Here is an 18,338-nt window from a genome sequence, read left to right as displayed (position 1 = left end):
GGCTTTTTTGTCTCCGCTATCAATGTTGTCCTGAGCGATTAGATGCCCGGCATCGTGGCTATGTCGTGTGACCGGAGAGTGATACGAACCGGCGCTGATTTATACGAGGGCGTGCCACTTTCTTTATCGATGTAGTCAAGTGGGATGAGCACGTTGGCTTCGGGATAATAGGCACCAATCGACCCCGGTGAAATAGCGTAACGAACGACCGTCATTGACTCAAGACGCATGCTGTATCCCGGTACCGCTGACTCAAGATCGACGACATCCCCGTGTTCAAGGCCCAGACGCTCAAGATCCTGATCGCACATAAACAGCACATCGCGACGGCCAAATATGCCCCGGTAGCGATCGTCTAACGCGTAGATGGTTGTGTTGTACTGATCGTGGCTGCGCAAGGTAATCAGCCGCAGAACATCCTCACCGTTAACCACTAAATCTTCATGCGTTCCGCGATACACTGAGAACACGGCCTTTCCTGATTCAGTGGGCCATACACGCTCCCTGGGAGGAAGCGGCATCTGAAAGCCGCCGGGATGACGAATACGCGCATTATAATCGTCAAATCCGGGTATCGTTTTTTCTATCAGATCACGGATTAGATCGTAGTCGGCAACCAGTTCATTCCACGATACTTTCGTGTCGGGAAGAACCGCTTTCGCCATTCCGGCGACGATGGCAGGTTCAGAGCGCAGCAGGGGCGATGCCGGCTTAAGTTTACCGGAGGAGGCGTGTACCATGGACATTGAATCTTCAACGGTGATCGACTGGCGGATACCGGATTGCTCATCAAGCTCTGTGCGTCCGAGGCAGGGCAGCAGCAGCGTTTCTTTTCCGGTAAGAAGGTGCGTGCGGTTAAGTTTAGTGGCGATGTGAACGCTGAGCTCGAGTTCGCGCATTGCCGGTAAGCACACCTCAGGATCGGGCAGCGCCACAGCAAAATTACCACCGAGACAAATCAGGGCCTTGGCGCGTTTTTCGACCATGGCTTTCATTGCCTCTACCGCATCGTGTCCATGATGGGACGGCGGCGTAAAGCCAAATACGCTTTCCAGCTTGCTGAGAAAATCCGCCGAGGGCTTTTCGGTTATTCCAACGGTGCGGTTCCCCTGAACGTTAGAGTGGCCCCGTAGCGGACACACACCAGCGCCAGGCTTGCCAATATTACCGCGCATCAGCAAGAGATTGGTCAGCAGGCGGACGTTTTCCGTCCCGCGATTATGCTGGGTGATCCCCATGCCGTAGGTCAGTATGGTAGCTTTTGATTTCACATAGGCTTTTGCGACGCTGCTGAGATCTGCCCGGGTCAGGCCAGAATCATGCTCGATATCCTGCCATGACGTGGCAGTGATCTCTGCGGCAAACGGCGCAAAGCCTTCCGTATGCGCATTGATAAAATCGTGATCCAGCGCCGCGCCTGTTTCTGTTTCTATTTCCAGAACGGCTTTAGCGATGCCTTTCAGTGCAGCCGAGTCGCCTCCGGCGCGAACCAGATAGTAGGTTGATGCGATATCCGTCGAGCTGTAAGTGGCCATCTCCATCACATTTTGTGGATCGGCAAAACGCTCAAGCGCCCGCTCGCGCATAGGATTAAAAACGATAATAGGCACGTTGCGACGCGACAGTTCGTGTAACGTCCCCATCATACGTGGATGATTGGTCCCAGGATTATGCCCCATTGATATAATTAGCTCTGCGCTGTCAAAGTCATCCAGTGAGACAGTGCCTTTACCGATACCTATTGATTTCGGTAAGCCTACGCTCGTTGCCTCGTGACACATATTGGAGCAATCGGGGAAGTTGTTTGTCCCAAACTCACGGGCGAACAGTTGAAAAAGATAGGCCGCTTCATTTGATGCCCGGCCTGAAGTATAAAATTCGACGTCGTCCGGCTTAAGCGCCTGTAAACTGTTAGCGATATGTGCAAATGCTTCGTCCCAGCTTACTTCTCTGAAGGTATCGCTGGCTGCGTCGTAGCGCAGCGGCGTGGTTAACCTGCCATATCCTTCAAGCTCAAAGTCCGTTCGTTTCAGCAGCGACGTAACGGTGTTTTCAGCCAAAAATACCGGCGTCACGCGCTTTGCCGTGGCTTCCCACGTGACGGCCTTGGCACCGTTCTCGCAAAACTCAAAGGTTGAACCATCATTTTTATCCGGCCAGGCGCAGCCGGGGCAGTCAAAACCATCCGGCTGATTGGTTCGTAACAGCGTGGGCGGCGCTTTCAGCGTATCCATCTGATTTTTGACCGCGATTGCGGTGGCCTTGAGTGCTCCCCACCCGCCTGCTGGCCCGTCATAGGGATGCACTCCGGGTACGGTACGACGATTTTTCAAGCTCATAATGCATCCTGTTTTATTAAGGTTAGTGATGATTCGACGAGGTGTTGGAGGGGGAAAATTGAATAAATCGAATTTCACCGGCATGCCTGGATATGCAGGCCTGTACATCTCTTGCTCGTTTGATTAAATCAAAATAGCAAAGAAAAACGTAAGATCGCGGGAGAGTAGTAATTCGTTACCAATATCTTTACGTTTGATATGCAAAAGTCCGGCTTATCTCTGGCTGCATTAGCAGCTCATTGGTGGTCTTTAATGCTCAGGCTATGTAGGGTTTAAGGCATTGTTTTAGCAACAAGTGCTCAAATTCCCCTTAAGAAAAATCCTCTTCTATACTCATTAACGTTTACTTAACGCTGCTGCTGTTTTCCATACTGCGTAAATTTTTTGTTATTCGATTGCTCAGGCAGATAACAGCCACGATTACCCGTGAAAGCGGCTTTTTGGTTATTTTTTATTTTAAAGGAGACTTCCTGGTATGTTGCACTCTCAATCTTCACGCACCGGCAGTAGATTGCTGCTGCTGGCTGCGCTCATCGGTCTGGTGGTGGCGGTCTATGCCTGGCTGACACCGCTGACCGGCGTTACCGGGAGCATTGGCGCGCTGGGCGTGGCTATCGCCTGTGTATTACTGGCCGTACTGACTTTTCTTTTGCGTACCGCCACCCGTCGCGGCGCACGCATTTTTCTGATTATTGTCACCCTCGTGGTGCTGTTTGGTACGGGTTTTGCCGCCGCGCTGCTGCACCAGTACATCATTACCGCAGCAATGGTAGTCGGCCTGATTGGTCTGATTGCGCTGAGCCGCAATTCCGTTCGTCACCATCCCCGCGTTAGCGCCTGAGGAGCCATCCGTGCATAGCCATAAACATTCACCACTACTAAAAATAAGCCTGACAACGCTGGCGCTGCTGGTTACGCCGCTGACGCTACAGGCACAGGACAACGCTACTGAAGCCTCTCAGGGTACGCAGGAAAAACTCAATATTGACGCTGCCGATCAACAGGCGCCGGGTACCACTAAAACCACAGACGACGTCTCAACCGGCAAAAATGATGATCAGAAAGTAGAATCTGCCGCGCAACCGGCAACGCCACTGGTTCCTACTACGGCGACCTGGGACAGCTTCCACGGTCAGCTTAATGCGCAAAAATACAGCCCGCTGACGCAAATCACCCCGGAAAACGTCAAAAAATTAACCAAGATCTGGGAGTTTCATACCGGCGATGTTTCGGATGGTAAAGGTGACACCCCTGCCACCGTCTGGTCAGCGACGCCTATTTTTGCGAATGAAACGCTCTACATCGGCACTCCTTTCGATCGCCTGATTGCGCTCGACCCTGGTACAGGGAAAGAGAAGTGGCACTACGATACTAAATCATCACGTAAAGCCCTGACCCAGCCAGTACTGAAAAACCGTGGTGTCTCCTACTGGCAGGCTAAAAATCCGGTTGCCGGATCGGCCTGTCAGAAGATGGTTTATATGGGCAACGTTGATGGCAAGCTCTTTGCGCTGGACGCCGACACCGGCAAGCCCTGCACCAGCTTTGCGGACAATGGCGTACTGGATATAAATCAGTGGAACACGGTTAACGCTAAATACCCGCTCTCCATCCTGCAACCGCCAACCGTCGTGGGTAATCATCTGCTGGTCGGCTGGGCAGGCAAAGACTGGGCCTATGCGGAAGCCCCTCCAGGCAGCATGTTTGCCATTAATGCGCAGACCGGCGAGCGTGAGTGGACCTTCGAGGCTATCCCGGAAGAGATCCGCAAGCGTACCGGCACGGCCAACGTCTGGACCCACATGTCTGCTGATGAAGCACATGGTCTGGTCTACCTGCCGGTCTCCTCCCCGTCACCTAACTACTGGGGCGGCAATCGTGTCGATGCCATTCCGCTCGGCACCTCAACGACCGCGCTGGATGTAAACACCGGTAAAGTCGTCTGGTCACGCCAGTGGGTGCATCACGACGTATGGGATTACGATATCAACTCTGCACCTACGCTGATGGATATCACCGTCGATGGCAAACAGATCCCGGCGCTGATTCAGGCCACAAAACAGGGCTTTCTGTTTGTGGTTAACCGTCTGACGGGCGAGGATGTGTGGCCTATCGAAGAGCGTCCGGTACCGCAGGGCGACGGCACGGTGCAGGGTGAGAAACTCTCGCCTACGCAGCCCTTCCCGACCAAACCTGCGCCATTACTCGATCAATCTAAAAAGCCTGAGATCTGGAAACTGGCAGATGTTGTGGGTGCCGGACAGTGTTCTCGTTTGTGGGATAATCTGACCTATGATGGGATGTACACGCCGCCGACCACCAAAGGCGAAGGCACGCTGACCTATCCGGACAGCGCCGGTGGCGTCCAGTGGGGTGGCGTAGCATTCGATCCGAATAAACAGATTGCTATCGTTAACACCTCGCACATCGTGCAGTACGTGAAGCTTTACAGCCGCAAAGATTACGACAACGCGGATAAAGACTCCGGCAACGAGAACGGCTTTGCGCCGCAGCAAGGCGCGCCTTACGGTATGCGCCTGCTGGTAGCGAATAACTGGCTGGGAATGCCTTGCTGGGAGCCGCCGTTCGGTGAGATCGTCGCGCTGGATATGCACACCGGTGATGTGAAATGGCGTCGCCCGGTTGGCGCATCCCAGCAGTATGGCTTCTTCATGCCGGAAAGCTGGGGTTCACCTACCATCGGTGGTCCGGCCGTAACAGCAAGTGGACTGGTATTCATTGGTGCTTCAATGGATGCTAAAGTTCGCGCCTACTCAATTGAAACTGGCGAAGAGCTGTGGTCCGATCAGGCTGAAGCGCCTGCGGTGGCCAACCCATCTGTCTACGAATACAAAGGCCGTCAATATGTGGCATTTGTTGCAGGCGGAAATACCATCCTGAAGGATCAGGTCGGCGACCAGGTAGTGGTTTACGCCCTGCCTGAATAACCTGACGCAGGGATAAAACGTGGGGCCGAAAGGCCCCATTTTTACGTCAGGTAATAGGTATTATCTGAAGCAGGATCGCGTGTGGCACTCCGCCTGATTTAAAATGCGTATTCTCCACTGCACCTGCCCTTCTGTGGTAAGACGCGTACTCGTGCCGGAGCCTGATTCGGTATTGCGCCACGCTCAGGAGGCTTTTTCCTGTACTGTCATGATGAAAATCAGCGTGCTGTCTTCCCGGTTTTCATAGAAATGAGCGACATCCGTTCTGGCCGTTGCTGAACACCCGGTCTTCACCCGATACAGCTGCTCCTGTACCCCCAGCGTGAGCGTGCCGCTCTGCACATAAAACAGTTCAAGCGTCCCGGCTGAATGGCCCGGGGAAGCAAACGTTTCTCCCGGCTGCATTTCCCACATCCAGAGTTCGGTCATATCAGGACCGCCCGAGCCTGCGAGCAACCTTGCTCTCCCACCTTTGTCACCGCGCCACAACTGCGGGATCTCGTGTTCATCAATGAGGTGTACCGTCGGTTTAGCGCTGACATCCACAAAATCAGCCACCGAAACACCTATTGCCGCCGCCAGGCGGCACAGCAGAGCAATACCAGGATTCGCACGGCATCCCTCAATTTCAACCAGCGCGCCTTTGCTGACGCCTGCCCGGCGGGAGAGTTCATCGAGAGATATTTTCTTTTGCTTACGATACAGCTTAATTCGCTGAGATACGGCTTCATTAACGGCACTGACGATACCGTCCGCGTCGGTCATTATATTGACTTTTTTAGTCATTGGTCATTATCATGGGATAAATTGGTCATTACAGGATTATCCCGTGTTAACAGTCTCTCCGTCAATTGCCCCGGAAATTTATCGTATTGCGCCCGGCTTTCGGGCGCTCAGTATCTCTGTCAACGCCGCTCCCGTGCTGAACCCCGGCGCGGGTGAAGCCGCACTGCGAGAAGCGTGTGAAGCCGTTCTGACCGGTCAGCCTGACTGGGCAGAAGATCACCTGGCGGCATGGGCCGACGTGTTCCAGATGTTTGGCGCTAAACCCAAACGCACCCCTTGCTCAGCAGATGCGTTACGCAAGCGCGTACTGCGTGACGGAACGCTGCCCGCGATCGATCCTGTTGTTGATCTTTATAATGCTGTTAGTCTCCGCTACGCCGTCCCGGTGGGCGGAGAGGCTATTCAGGCCTATCAGGGTTCACCGCGTCTGACCGTGGCAATGGGCACAGAGCCTTTTGATACCGTTAAAGCGGGAGAAGCCGCCGTAGAGTACCCTGCACAAAACGAGGTTATCTGGTGTGATGACAGGGGCGTAACCTGCCGTCGCTGGAACTGGCGACAGGGGATCAGAACCCGTTTAGACATAGATGCTCCGCAGATGTGGTTCATTCTGGAAAGCCTGCCGCAAATGCCGCTGGCGATGCTCCATGAAGCCGGAAAAATGCTGACTGACGGCCTTGAAAAAATGATGCCTGGGGTGTGGTTTGACGTTGTGCTGATTGAAGAACAACGGCAGTAAGATTATTCAGGAGAACGGCTTATGTTTACCGGGTTGTCAGCGTTTCCACTAACCCCGATCATCGCCAGCAAGGTGGATGAAAAAGGGTTTAGCCATATTCTTTCCCGCCTTACCGCGGCCAGGGTTAATTCTATGGGCATACTGGGATCAACCGGAAGCTACGCCTATCTGACCCGGGAACAGCGCAGACGCGTCGCAACTCTGGCAACACAACATGCCGGGAATATCCCTGTTATGGTATGTATTGGATCAGTCAGTACCGATGCCATTCTTCATCTGGCTGATGACGCACAGGCTGCCGGCGCCAGTGCCCTGTTGCTTCCGGCGGTAAGCTATCAGTCACTTCGTGATGAAGAAGTGTTCTCACTTTTCGAGACCGTTACCCGCCACGTGTCTGTACCGGTGTGCATCTATGATAATCCAGGCACCACGCATTTTACCTTTACGGATGAACTGCACGGTCGTCTCTCGTCACTTGAGGGGATTCGCTCAGTTAAAATCCCCGGTGTTCCGAAGCACCCGGCCGCAGCGATCGAACGAGTGAATGCGTTGCGTCAACATCTGCGCCCCGGCGTAACAATTGGGATTAGTGGCGATGCTGATGCCGGAAGAGGATTAAATGCCGGCTGTGAAGTCTGGTATTCGGTGTGCGGTGGTCTGTTTCCGGAAACAGCAAAACAGATCACTGAGGCAGCAGCGGCACAGGATCATCAACGCGTTACTGCCCTGACAACCCGCCTTGAGCCATTATGGTCGCTGTTCCGTAAACATGGCGGAAGCCTTCGCGTTATTGCTGCCGCCGCCGGTGTGCTCGGATTTACCGATACGGATTGTCTGCCTCGTCCCCTGCAACCGTTATCGGCAGGTGATATTGCGGATGTTGCGCATGTCATAAATCTACTGAAGCTGAAGTGATCAATACGCAAGACTGACAGTATGCCGTTTCTTGTGTATCACCGCAGATGACCAGTTCCTTCGCATTTTGCAGCCGCATAGCTGGGTTTGTCTTCGCTTATAGCTCACTTTACCGCGCATCAGAGGGTCTGCTGTGTGCCAGGAGCGGACATGACTAAAGCCACAAAATCATCACGTGTTAGTTGGTAAATTATCTTCGACTGAAAGAATGTAATTCGGTATTTTATGCCTCATAAAAGGTAGCATTGATATGAATCGCATGAATGCTGAACCATTTCAATTGGAGGGGCACCAATTTATGGAACAAAAAAAGAAAGAAAATGCTATTACAGCACCAGCTAGCCACGTGCCACATTTTATCCCAGTTCAGACAGTTTCACAGGTACTACCATTCGGTGAATTGCGCTGGGTAAACTTTGAGAAACTATGTTATCGGCTAGCTGGTAAGGATGCAGATGTAGAATCCCATAGTTTATATGGTCGAACTGGTCAAGCCCAACAAGGTATAGATATTTTTGCTCGCAAACGCAACAGTAGATATAATACATGGCAAGCTAAGTGTTACAACAAATATACTTCCACTAATTTAAAAGATGCCTGTTCGACCTTCCTAAATGGAGAATGGTCACGTAAAACAGATGTCTTTTATATTGCAGTACAATGCGCCGTCGATGATGTCAATTTGCAGGATGCGATAGAAGAACAAGCTAAGTTTTTTCGAGCCCAAGGAATTTCTTTAATAGTACTTGGTGGTCATGATTTAAGTTCATTATTACGTGAACACCCTGACATAGTTCTGGAGTTTTTTGGCCGCGAATGTGCGAAAAACTTTTTTGGCGATACAATAGATAAACATCATCTCCAAAAGCTAGATGGGGGAGAAATCCATCAGGTAAGAGCTCAGTTGCAGCGGGTTTATCAAGCCGGGTTTGAGCTTCTTGATAAAATCCCTGTAAATACACCATCGCCATTTTCAGATCAACCTTCCGTTCCCATCTCACTACTAGAACGTTTTTCGGTGCCAGACGTTCTATTGAAAGAAAGTTCAATAAACTACATAGTACAAAAAAAGGAGAGTGAATTAGCCGCACCAAGGCGTGAGCACCAGCCAAAAGAAACAATTTCACAACTAAAGACCGAAGAAAATCTTCAAACCGAGCAGTATCGCCGTACCCCTATCGCAAAATGGCTGGCTGAGTCGGATAGAATTGCCATAATTGGGCAAGCTGGAACAGGTAAAAGTACTGTATTGAGATGCATGGCACTTGATCTTCTTGGCGAACAGGAGCGATTTTCTGATGTAGCTAAAAAATGGGGACTTCACCTACCTTTATTTATCTCATTCGCAAAATGGGTGCGACTAACTGAAGCCAATGCCGAAGCAGTTGGCATTAAAGAGTTGCTTCGTGCAACATGGCAACAGCAACTAACTGCAGATTTAGTCTCTTTGATAGATAAAGCTATTGATGAGTCACGTGTGGTTCTTTTTGTTGATGGACTTGATGAGTGGGCAAATGAGCAGGCTGCCCGCACAACTTTGCAAGTAATGCTAACTATAGTCTCTGCACATAACATTCCTATTATAATTAGCGCTCGCCCTGGGGGGCTATCGAAAATAGGTGGTATACCTGACTACTGGGCTGTCGGGCATCTAGCACCTTTATCGAAATTGCAGCAAAGGGAAATAGCAACCATATGGTTTTCAAGAAATATGGATCAGAATAATACCCTACCCTCTTATGAATCTGTGCTCTGGCAAACAAATAGATTTTTTACGGAGTTAAACAAAGGGAGGGGATTGGCGACATTAGCAGAAACACCTCTGCTATTGTTAGGGCTAATTGCACTCGCTGTACGTCAATTAGTTTTGCCATTGAACAAAGCTCAAGCACTAAACCAATTAACAGAGTTACTGTTAGAACTTCATCCATATAGCCGGGCCACAGCTGCTGGTGATGTGATTCCTCGATTTTCTATAGCAGCTTCAACGGATGTTCGTCGTGAGGCGCTTGCAGCCCTTGCTTTTGAGATCCGCTCAGAAGGAGGTGATGCAGGTTATCCCATACAATTAGCTCGAAAATGTATTAAAAACTTTCTAACGGATCCTGAGGGATTCTCCTACTCTTCTCGTGAGGCTTTGGAAGTTGCTAGTGAGATTCTAGCCGTTAATTCCGAAACAATGGGACTGCTTGTAGAAAAAGGGCGTGGAGAAGTAGGGTTTGTTCATGCGAGCATAGAAGAATATCTTGCATCCGTTCATATTCATGGTTGGCCTATAGAACGTATTTTGGGTTTTGTTCGAGAAAATGCTAGCAACTATCGCTGGAGGAGTGTATTTGGAGATTTAATTTCTAGAAATAATAGAAGATCTGAAGCTGAGAAAATTGTTAGGGTGATTGATGAACCTGAGAACGACGCTATCGGAGCACTGCATCGTCGTTTGCTTCTCTCTGATGTGGTTTTTGGGGGAGCCGAAATAAATAAGCCGACAGCTATAAAAATTTCAGAACGCAGTTTTGATATAATTTCAGGAAGTGGTTGGATTAACGAGCGGCGAGCACATTTAGGTGCTGCTCTTGAAGGTATTTATAACCCATCACTGAGAGAAAAGACATCCACAAACATCATGAAATGGGGAATTAGGAGCAATGAATATTTACAGGATTTTTATCGTGCATTATTGTCATGGCCTCGCTCAGATTGTTTGCTAAATATCCTGAAGCAAGGTATAAAGAATGACAGCGTTATCAATTCTAGAACAGCTGCACATACTCTAGCAGTGATATATAAAGGGGATATTGAAGTAGAGGAATGGTTAATATCGTTGCTTCGAGGTGACAACGATTTAATGGTTATCGGAATAGTTTTGGAAGCTCTGGCAGTGGGCTGGCCGGGTAATCAATTCTTAAACAACCAACTTACTAATGTATTGACTTTGAAATACAAGCCACTCCTCCTGAGTATAATTTGGTGTAAAATACAGTTGAATTTTCATACTGCTGAGGATATGAAAACACTTTTGATCTTTATAGGTTGGCATGATGAAATAGATTATGATTATAGAGCGTTTGTCGGGCAGTGCTTGCTTCAAGGTTGGCAGAATAATAATGAAATTATTATGGTGTGTCTTTCCTCATTAAATAATACCGCTAGCCAACATGATCAAATTGACAAAGAAATTGCACAGAAGTACCTCATGAGTTGCGATGCAAACAACCCTGATATTTGTAAATGGATTTTAACCGAAATTAAATCAGACCACCCATTTATCATGAATTTCAGCCATGACTGGGAGTGGTTACTTAAGTTCTCTGAAGCGAATGTTGAAATATGTGAGCAGCTTGTTATTGCGGTCACATCCGAGAAATCAAAATATCATGAGTATAGGCTGCAACCAATTTATAGTAATATTGAAGACTCTCGTATCAAGAAGCATCTGATAGATAAGGTGAGAACCTCAGAAGATTTCTCAGTTTATTGGGCAATGTTCTCTTTATTAGAAGGGAAGAGCTCTAACGATCCTGATGTAAAAGATCTAATCCAAGAAATTCTCAATTGGGAGGACAAACGAAAACTACATGTTGTTAGCTTATTTCCTAAAATGTTCGAACGAGGTATATGTATTCAAGAGCTTCTTAGGATCATTAAATCCAATGAAAAAGTCAGAAGCGATCTTTTGATTTCTGCTTTCAGTCAGCTAAATATTGAGTCAGAAAAAGAAATTATTGACCTTCTAATTTGCAAGATTCTATCCGAGCCAGATGATGCATTTTCTGGTTCAAATAATTTAATCGCATTATTTCCAAATGAACCTAGGGTCAAGGAGTATGCTCTTTCAAAGCTTAATGGATGCCGCCCTCCAATTGCACTGCTAGCATCAGTGTATAATGATGAATCATATATTCATCAAAAAATCGCTGAAAAAGTTGGCTCGCTTACTATAACAATGCGACAACAAATAATAGACGCGGCATCAAATGAGTTTGATCGCAATGATACCGCAAAGAAAATTCTTGGGAAATATGATCACGAAGCCGATGGGCTGTTAAAAATTCATGGCGCTATAAAAAATTATCAAGCATTGTTGCCAACAGATAACAATCGTCAAAAAGTAATTGAAAAATTAATTATTGATTCGAATTCCGTCGGTCCGGATCATGATGAACGTCGAGCTGCAGCTTTTGCTGGCCTTATTGCTTATGGCGCTACAAAACAATTCGTGCCTCTTAAATGGAATGATAAACCTTTAGATATTTCTCTGGGTTGTTATGGCAGGGAATCTCAATCATTACTTAGATTGATTGCCGAGAACTGGGATGAATTAGATAAGAACTTTGATCGGAATTTTGTATCCAGACTAAATAGTTTCACTTCTGAACCTCACTATTTTGCTATTATAGCACCATACATTTCAGCCAACTCATCACTGCGGCTAGAATTTATTAAATATTGTGAAAAAACCACAAACTTGCTTGCTTCTCAAGAGTTACTGATATTAGCTAAGGAACTACCAAAGAGTGATTTACTTTTACGCCATTGTCTATCAGTTATAAACCACCTCAAGGATAAAAATGCCCATGACACATGGCAAGCATATCAAAGCTATTTTGAAGCAGCATATATCTTGCGCGAGCATTTTGGTGGCAACGCTGATTTATTAAATCAATTACGAAAAATATTGCATGATTGCGATTATCAATATGGCGTAGCTGCAATGGCTATTTACAGCCCGCACGATTCTAGCCTGGATTGCGTTGCTAAAACATTGTTAAGTGATTTATACACACTTAGAGAGTACGCTGTACCTATAATTTTTGCTGCATCAAGATTTGAAGCAGAGCAACTTGGTGTTCTTGTAAAAAATATGATAAATCGAAGTTATACCTCTGTATGGGATTTTCAGGATAGAATTAACTATGCACTGAAATCTAGGATTGGCAGTGATAGTGAGTTTGTGAGTTTGATCAGTACGTGGCTAATATCGCATCCAACAGAAAGTGAAATTTCTAGTATATCAAGATATTTATCCTCGACAGGTAAGCTAGAAATGGATACACAAGAGCTATGTCTTAATTTACTTAACGAGAGAAATAGAAGCCCAGTAATTCCTGCTCATGGCTTTGATGCGCTATCTACATTTGTGAGACCAGTGGTTCACTCGCTACTTGATGTGCTAGCGGGGCCAATTCATTAAACGTCGGTTAGAAGTATGGCTCTATTTTTAAAATCCCCTCTACCATGAGGGGATTTATACTGTTAGTCAGTTCGACAATTTTACTATGCAGTGTTTTAAATCCTATTTATATCACAATCAGATATTTTTTTGTATTTCTAAAGATATTAATAATCATATGTATTTTTTTTCAGCTATAACGTCTGCTTCCCACTCACAGCAGACCTTACTAAGGTTACACATCCGCTCTGTGCCAGAAGCGGAATTTTACAAAATCTCGGTAAGCTCTAACTCCTCATAGACTAGTTCCATTTCCTCAGAATAAGTACCTTCACGTTCAAAATAACGTTTGTGGCCTTCCTTCCAGTATTCCAGACTTAAATCCCCTTCGCCGTCTTTGCTAGCGAGTTTGCTCGTCATTTCACAAAAGCGAATGTTCTGCAACCTGACAGTCTGAATCACGCACATTGGATGCCAGGTTCCGTCAAGAATGATATTGTAACTTCCAGCGCAGGGAGCTTCGCCTCGTTCATATTCACGCTGAAAAGAATTTTTCGAACAGCAGGTTGCTGTTTTAATCCCACTCAGAACCAGTTGAACGAGTTCGTCAGCAAGTTTTGGGCTATCGCCAAAGTGCCAGACAAGTGTACCAGGATAAATGCTTTTCAATTCCTCGAGCTTTGTCATTGTCAGCCTTTGTTAATTTAATTTTTTAGTAGAAAGTGACCTTTGTCCGATTAATATAAACTATGTAAGACAAACTTCATCTTTGTAACACCACTGCGAGCGTCAGTCCTTCGCCATGTAATACCAATGATCTGAACCGTCAAAGGTGCGCCAGGCCCTGCGCCGCCGACGTCAAATCTGCATGGCGCTGAATAACGGTCTTTTTACGTTGCCGTCCGCTGAATTACGCTGCGCGACAGACGGTACGCTTATAATTTCGGTTTCTTTAATTTTTCTACCGCTTCCCTGCTCTTGCGTACATATTCACCGGCATTCGGCTGACGTTGAGCCAGCTGAATAAACAGCAGATCGATTAACAAAAGCTGGGCATCACGCGCCGTGATTGATGATACCCGCGCTTTTTCTTCATCAGCAACGGTATAGAGACAAATATCCGCTCGTGCGGTCAGTGCGTTTTCAGTGGGTCGTGATAGCGAAATGATTGTCGCCCCCTGTGACCTCGCCACATCCGCTATTTCTATGATTTCACGACTGGCTCCGGAATGGGATAATGCCAGCAATACGTCATCTTCTGTCATTGTAGAGGCGTTAGCTATCTGAACATGACTGTCACGATCGTGAATCGCCACTCGCCCCAGTTTGAGCAATTTGAACTGCAAGTCCCGCGCGACCAGGGAGGAGGAACCTACGCCACAAAGATGAATACGCCGCGCGCCGTCAAGAATATCCAGCGCCTGTAAAATAACAGCGTCTTTATTCAGTTCGATGGTTTCCCGCAGACAATGCAGTTTGCTTCCCAGCAGCTTCAGCGATACTTCGCTCAGTGAATCACTGGCGTTGATGGTCCCGTGCAGACCCTGTTGAGCGGAGACATGTCGTCTGGCAACCGCGTTATTAACGGCCATCTTGAGCTGAGAAAAGCCAGCCAGCCCCTGTTTTTTACTGAACTTAACAATACCTGACTGGCTGGTGCCAATCACTTCAGCGAGTTCACTGGAGGTCAACTGGCAGACGCGTTCTGGCTGTTCAAGTATGAAACGCGCAATCTGTTTTTCATGAAGCGTCATGGTATCCAGCGCGGCAGAAATTCTCGTCAGGATGGTCATTTCTTCCCTCATTTATCCCATTTTAAGCACAGTAGCGTCTTTTGCCCGGCGTCTGAAGAAGCGTTTGAGACAGAGGCAATATTGTCAATGAAATGTGACGATGATCGCAATCACCATACGAATATTATATTACCTGTTGCGAGAATTTAAGAATAATTTATTTTCATTAACACGATAATACATTCAGCAATCTTCACTCTGACAGTGGCAGGTGGAAAAAGTGACCAAAGAACTTTATGTAGGGTTGATGTCCGGAACCAGTCTGGACGGCGTGGACGCGGTTCTGATGGATCTGTCCGCAACAAATCTCACAATGGTGGCCGCAGGTTTCACGGTGATGCCTGACGATCTGCGAACCGAACTCTCAACGCTGTGCCACGATGGCGTAGCATCGTTACAAAAGCTGGGTGAGCTTGATCATCGTCTGGGCGAGCTTTACGCCCGGGCGGTTAATGAACTTCTCGCCGCACAGAATATAAACGCTACAGATGTTAAAGGTATTGGCTGCCATGGTCAGACGGTCTGGCACGCCCCGTGGGGCGAGTTTCCGTTCACCATGCAGATTGGCGATGCCAACATCATTGCCGCCAGGACCGGGATCGTGACGATTGCTGACTTCCGTCGTAAAGATGTTGCTTTCGGCGGACAGGGCGCACCGCTGGTACCCGCTTTCCATGACGCGTTATTCACGCAGCCTGACGGTTTAACGGTTGTTCTTAATATCGGCGGGATCAGCAATATATCCATTCTGGAGCCCGGCCAGCCTGCGCGTGGTTATGATACAGGTCCGGGTAATCTTCTGCTTGATGCCTGGACGGAACAGCATCTTGGCGAGCGTTTTGACCGTGATGCTGCCTGGGCCAGAACTGGAGAAGTGGATCAGCGCCTGCTGGCACACCTGATGGATGAGGCGTTCTTTTCTCAGACGGCACCCAAAAGTACCGGAAGAGAGTTGTTTAGCCCGACATGGCTTAACAATAAGCTGAAAGATTTTCTGCACGTTGCGCCACGGGATGTTCAGGCCACGCTGGTGGAGTTTACCGCAGTGAGCATCAGCCGCGAGCTCGGAAAAATACCGGAAAACAGCACTACCCGGCGGCTGCTGGTCTGCGGCGGCGGGGCAAAAAATCCGTTATTAATGCAGCGGCTGGCCCTGTTACTGCCAGCATGGACGGTGGGCACCACAACCGAAAATGGCCTTGATGTCGATTATGTCGAAGCGGCCGCTTTTGCATGGCTGGCCTTCCGGCGCCTCAATAATTTGCCTGGCAATCTTCCCGGTGTTACCGGGGCTTCGCGGCCTGTTTCACTTGGAGCCATTTATCCGGCGTAATGTTTTCAATCCTCAGGAATGTAAAATGACAGAGACAAATCTGCTGCGGATCCTCGACTCACTGGTTTCCGAAAAGCGTAATGAAAAAACCCGGGATATAGACGATCTGCCTGCGCAAAGCATACTGATGCTGATTAACAACGAGGACGCACAGGTATCTCTGGCTGTAAAAAAAGAGCTGCCCGCTATTGCAGCGGCGGTTGAAAAAGCAGTCCAGTCATTGCGTAGCGGTGGACGTCTTATTTATCAGGGGGCCGGCACCAGCGGACGCCTGGGCGTGCTTGATGCTTCCGAATGCCCGCCAACCTTTGGCGTGCCTCCTGACAAGATTATCGGCCTTATTGCAGGCGGAGATCGGGCACTTCGCAATGCCGTCGAAGGTGCAGAAGACGATGCCGTTGCTGGTATGGCCGATTTACAGGATATCGGGCTGACCGGGCGCGATACGCTCGTTGGTCTTGCCGTCAGTGGACGTACGCCCTACGTTCTGGGCGGGCTACGTTATGCGAAAGAGATCGGGGCAGCAACGGTATCACTCACCTGTAACCCTGATTCAGACATGGCCCAGATTGCTGATATCGCCATCTCCCCTGTCGTCGGACCCGAAGTGCTGACAGGCTCGACCCGACTAAAATCCGGTACCGCCCAGAAACTGGTCCTCAATATGCTGTCTACCACCAGCATGATCCTGATGGGCAAGTGCTACCAAAACTTGATGGTGGATGTACAGGCGAGTAATGAAAAATTGCGCGCGCGCGCAATACGCATCGTTATGCAGGCAACTGACTGCAATGCGTCTGAGGCTGCTGATGTCCTGCAACGCGCGGACAATAATGCCAGGCTGGCCATACTAATGCTTCTGAGCGGTAAGGATCGCAATGACGCCGAGCATTTACTCAACAGCGCCCAGGGTCGGTTAAGGGATGCGATTACCCGTCAGGATCGCATCTGATCGTTTATCGGTTAAAAAAAGAGAGCGGCAATGCAAAATTCACATCTCGCTATTACTCCTGCCCAAAAGCGCGCCTTAATCGCCGGTTCGGTAGGTAATTTTATTGAATGGTACGAGTTCGCCGTATATGGCTTTCTCGCCACCGTCATTGCACAGAATTTTTTCAGGCTGGAGGGCGAAGCTGAGTTAACCGGGATTATTCTGACCTATGCCTCATTTGCTATAGCCTTTTTCTTCAGACCTCTCGGCGCCGTGGTATTTGGCAGGATGGGTGACCGGATAGGACGCAAACCGACTCTGGTGTTCGTTCTCATCATGATGACGCTTGTGACGACCGTGATCGGACTGGTCCCCACGTATGCCAGTATCGGTATTGCGGCGCCTCTTATTATCACCGCGTTGCGGATCCTGCAGGGTCTGTTTGCGGGCGGTGAGTATGGCGGTGCGGTTTCGCTGATGACTGAATTCGCCCCCAGGGGAAAGCGGGGCCAGTTTGGTGCCTGGCAGTCGTTTACCGTCGCGCTTGGGCTTCTTGCAGGCGCAGGTATTGTCGCCCTGCTCTCGGCAGTGCTCAGCACAGAAGATTTGCACTCGTGGGGATGGCGCATTCCGTTCTTCCTGGCGTTGCCCATGGGAGCGTTTGCCCTGTGGATCCGTTTCAATATGGAAGAGACCCCCAGCTTCGTGCGCCAGCAGGCGGAGCAACAACAGCCGCAAAAAACGGTGCCTGTGCGGGCGGGTGTGCATAAGACATTAAAAATCATTCTGCTGGGTATTTGTCGCGTCATGGTCTGGTCAGCGGCAGGATATACTTACCTGGTTATTATGCCGACGTATCTCCAGTCCTCACTGCACACCGGGTTTAACACTGCTTTATTGATTGCGGTTATTTCAAATCTGGGTTTTGCAGCGACAATTATTCCTGCCGGGATGCTGAGCGACAAAATTGGACGCCGAAAAGTGATGGTCATGGCGGCCTTATTACTGCTGATTCTGGCGATGCCGTTATTGAAGGTACTCCAGGCCGACACCACGCTGATGATAAAAGCGCTGGTGGTGTTTATTGCAGGCGGTATTGTCGGGCTTCTTGCTGGCCCCGGCCCCGCGATGCTCTCAGAAATGTTTCCTACCCGGGTACGTTACACCGGTCTAGGAGTGGCCTATGCCCTTTCCAATGCCGTATTTTCAGGTTGTGCCGGGTTAATAATCACCGGACTTATCAAGCAAACGGGCAATATCGACATCCCGGCGTGGTATGTCATGGTGACGGCACTTATTAGCATACCTGCGCTGATGACGCTCAATAAAGATGACCATCTGCGTTCACTGGATGAGCCTGAAGAAGCGTAAACGTGACAGA

General features: G+C 48.8%; 12 protein-coding genes. 8 read left to right on the top strand and 4 right to left on the bottom strand.

The window, feature by feature from the left end:
- Positions 1-38 precede the first annotated feature (38 nt).
- Positions 39-2,339, bottom strand: a complete 2,301-nt coding sequence (locus AC791_RS10625; protein WP_049840410.1) for an FdhF/YdeP family oxidoreductase — start codon at positions 2,337-2,339, stop codon at positions 39-41.
- Positions 2,340-2,814: 475 nt separating this feature from the next.
- Here AC791_RS10625 and AC791_RS10620 point away from each other — a divergent pair, with 475 nt between their 5' ends.
- Together AC791_RS10620 and AC791_RS10615 are read left to right on the top strand one after the other, a co-directional pair.
- A complete protein-coding gene (locus tag AC791_RS10620; protein WP_049840409.1) occupies positions 2,815-3,180 on the top strand; it encodes a hypothetical protein in 366 nt (121 codons plus the stop codon).
- 10 nt (positions 3,181-3,190) lie between these two features.
- Positions 3,191-5,287, top strand: coding sequence for a pyrroloquinoline quinone-dependent dehydrogenase (locus AC791_RS10615; protein WP_049840408.1), 2,097 nt, complete (start codon positions 3,191-3,193; stop codon positions 5,285-5,287).
- Between the two features lie 183 nt (positions 5,288-5,470).
- Here the strand turns inward: AC791_RS10615 and AC791_RS10610 are convergent, their stop codons facing one another.
- Positions 5,471-6,073, bottom strand: a complete 603-nt coding sequence (locus AC791_RS10610; RefSeq protein ID WP_049840407.1) for a helix-turn-helix domain-containing protein — start codon at positions 6,071-6,073, stop codon at positions 5,471-5,473.
- 43 nt (positions 6,074-6,116) lie between these two features.
- On the opposite strand from AC791_RS10610, the gene AC791_RS10605 reads away from it, so the two are divergent.
- From AC791_RS10605 to AC791_RS10595, 3 genes are all read left to right on the top strand, one after another.
- Positions 6,117-6,812, top strand: a complete 696-nt coding sequence (locus tag AC791_RS10605; RefSeq protein ID WP_049840406.1) for a B3/4 domain-containing protein — start codon at positions 6,117-6,119, stop codon at positions 6,810-6,812.
- A 21-nt stretch (positions 6,813-6,833) separates the two neighbouring features.
- A complete protein-coding gene (locus AC791_RS10600; RefSeq protein ID WP_049840405.1) occupies positions 6,834-7,727 on the top strand; it encodes a dihydrodipicolinate synthase family protein in 894 nt (297 codons plus the stop codon).
- Positions 7,728-7,977: 250 nt separating this feature from the next.
- Positions 7,978-12,921, top strand: a complete 4,944-nt coding sequence (locus tag AC791_RS10595; RefSeq protein WP_049840404.1) for an NACHT domain-containing protein — start codon at positions 7,978-7,980, stop codon at positions 12,919-12,921.
- 246 nt (positions 12,922-13,167) lie between these two features.
- Here the strand turns inward: AC791_RS10595 and AC791_RS10590 are convergent, their stop codons facing one another.
- Both AC791_RS10590 and AC791_RS10585 read right to left on the bottom strand, forming a co-directional pair.
- Entirely contained in the window at positions 13,168-13,587 is a 420-nt protein-coding gene (locus tag AC791_RS10590; RefSeq protein ID WP_049840403.1) for an ASCH domain-containing protein, read from the bottom strand.
- Positions 13,588-13,835: 248 nt separating this feature from the next.
- Complete coding sequence (locus tag AC791_RS10585) at positions 13,836-14,693, bottom strand: MurR/RpiR family transcriptional regulator (protein WP_049840402.1); 858 nt, start codon at positions 14,691-14,693, stop codon at positions 13,836-13,838.
- A gap of 247 nt (positions 14,694-14,940) precedes the next feature.
- On the opposite strand from AC791_RS10585, the gene AC791_RS10580 reads away from it, so the two are divergent.
- The 3 genes from AC791_RS10580 to AC791_RS10570 are packed head-to-tail and all read left to right on the top strand — an operon-like array spanning position 14,941 to position 18,328.
- Positions 14,941-16,026 (top strand): anhydro-N-acetylmuramic acid kinase, encoded by a 1,086-nt coding sequence (locus AC791_RS10580; RefSeq protein WP_199485514.1) that lies wholly within the window; start codon positions 14,941-14,943, stop codon positions 16,024-16,026.
- Complete coding sequence (murQ, locus tag AC791_RS10575) at positions 15,950-16,978, top strand: N-acetylmuramic acid 6-phosphate etherase (protein WP_416202304.1); 1,029 nt, start codon at positions 15,950-15,952, stop codon at positions 16,976-16,978. Before AC791_RS10580 ends, murQ begins: the two co-directional genes overlap by 77 nt.
- Before the next feature lie 30 nt (positions 16,979-17,008).
- Positions 17,009-18,328, top strand: a complete 1,320-nt coding sequence (locus AC791_RS10570) for an MFS transporter (RefSeq protein ID WP_049840399.1) — start codon at positions 17,009-17,011, stop codon at positions 18,326-18,328.
- Positions 18,329-18,338: the final 10 nt, after the last annotated feature.

Source organism: Klebsiella sp. RIT-PI-d, from assembly GCF_001187865.1.
Classification (GTDB): domain Bacteria; phylum Pseudomonadota; class Gammaproteobacteria; order Enterobacterales; family Enterobacteriaceae; genus Superficieibacter.
The sequence above is the reverse complement of the archived record's forward strand: the minus strand, read 5'-3'. Positions and strand labels throughout refer to the sequence as shown.

Bases quoted from the DNA above. Each gene is read 5' to 3' on its own strand.
- AC791_RS10625 (WP_049840410.1), bottom strand. From the start codon at position 2,339: ATGAGCTTGAAAAATCGTCGTACCGTACCCGGAGTGCATCCCTATGAC.
- AC791_RS10620 (WP_049840409.1), top strand. From the start codon at position 2,815: ATGTTGCACTCTCAATCTTCACGCACCGGCAGTAGATTGCTGCTGCTG.
- AC791_RS10610 (WP_049840407.1), bottom strand. From the start codon at position 6,073: ATGACTAAAAAAGTCAATATAATGACCGACGCGGACGGTATCGTCAGT.
- AC791_RS10600 (WP_049840405.1), top strand. From the start codon at position 6,834: ATGTTTACCGGGTTGTCAGCGTTTCCACTAACCCCGATCATCGCCAGC.
- AC791_RS10595 (WP_049840404.1), top strand. From the start codon at position 7,978: ATGAATCGCATGAATGCTGAACCATTTCAATTGGAGGGGCACCAATTT.
- AC791_RS10590 (WP_049840403.1), bottom strand. From the start codon at position 13,587: ATGACAAAGCTCGAGGAATTGAAAAGCATTTATCCTGGTACACTTGTC.
- AC791_RS10585 (WP_049840402.1), bottom strand. From the start codon at position 14,693: ATGACCATCCTGACGAGAATTTCTGCCGCGCTGGATACCATGACGCTT.
- AC791_RS10580 (WP_199485514.1), top strand. From the start codon at position 14,941: ATGTCCGGAACCAGTCTGGACGGCGTGGACGCGGTTCTGATGGATCTG.
- AC791_RS10570 (WP_049840399.1), top strand. From the start codon at position 17,009: ATGCAAAATTCACATCTCGCTATTACTCCTGCCCAAAAGCGCGCCTTA.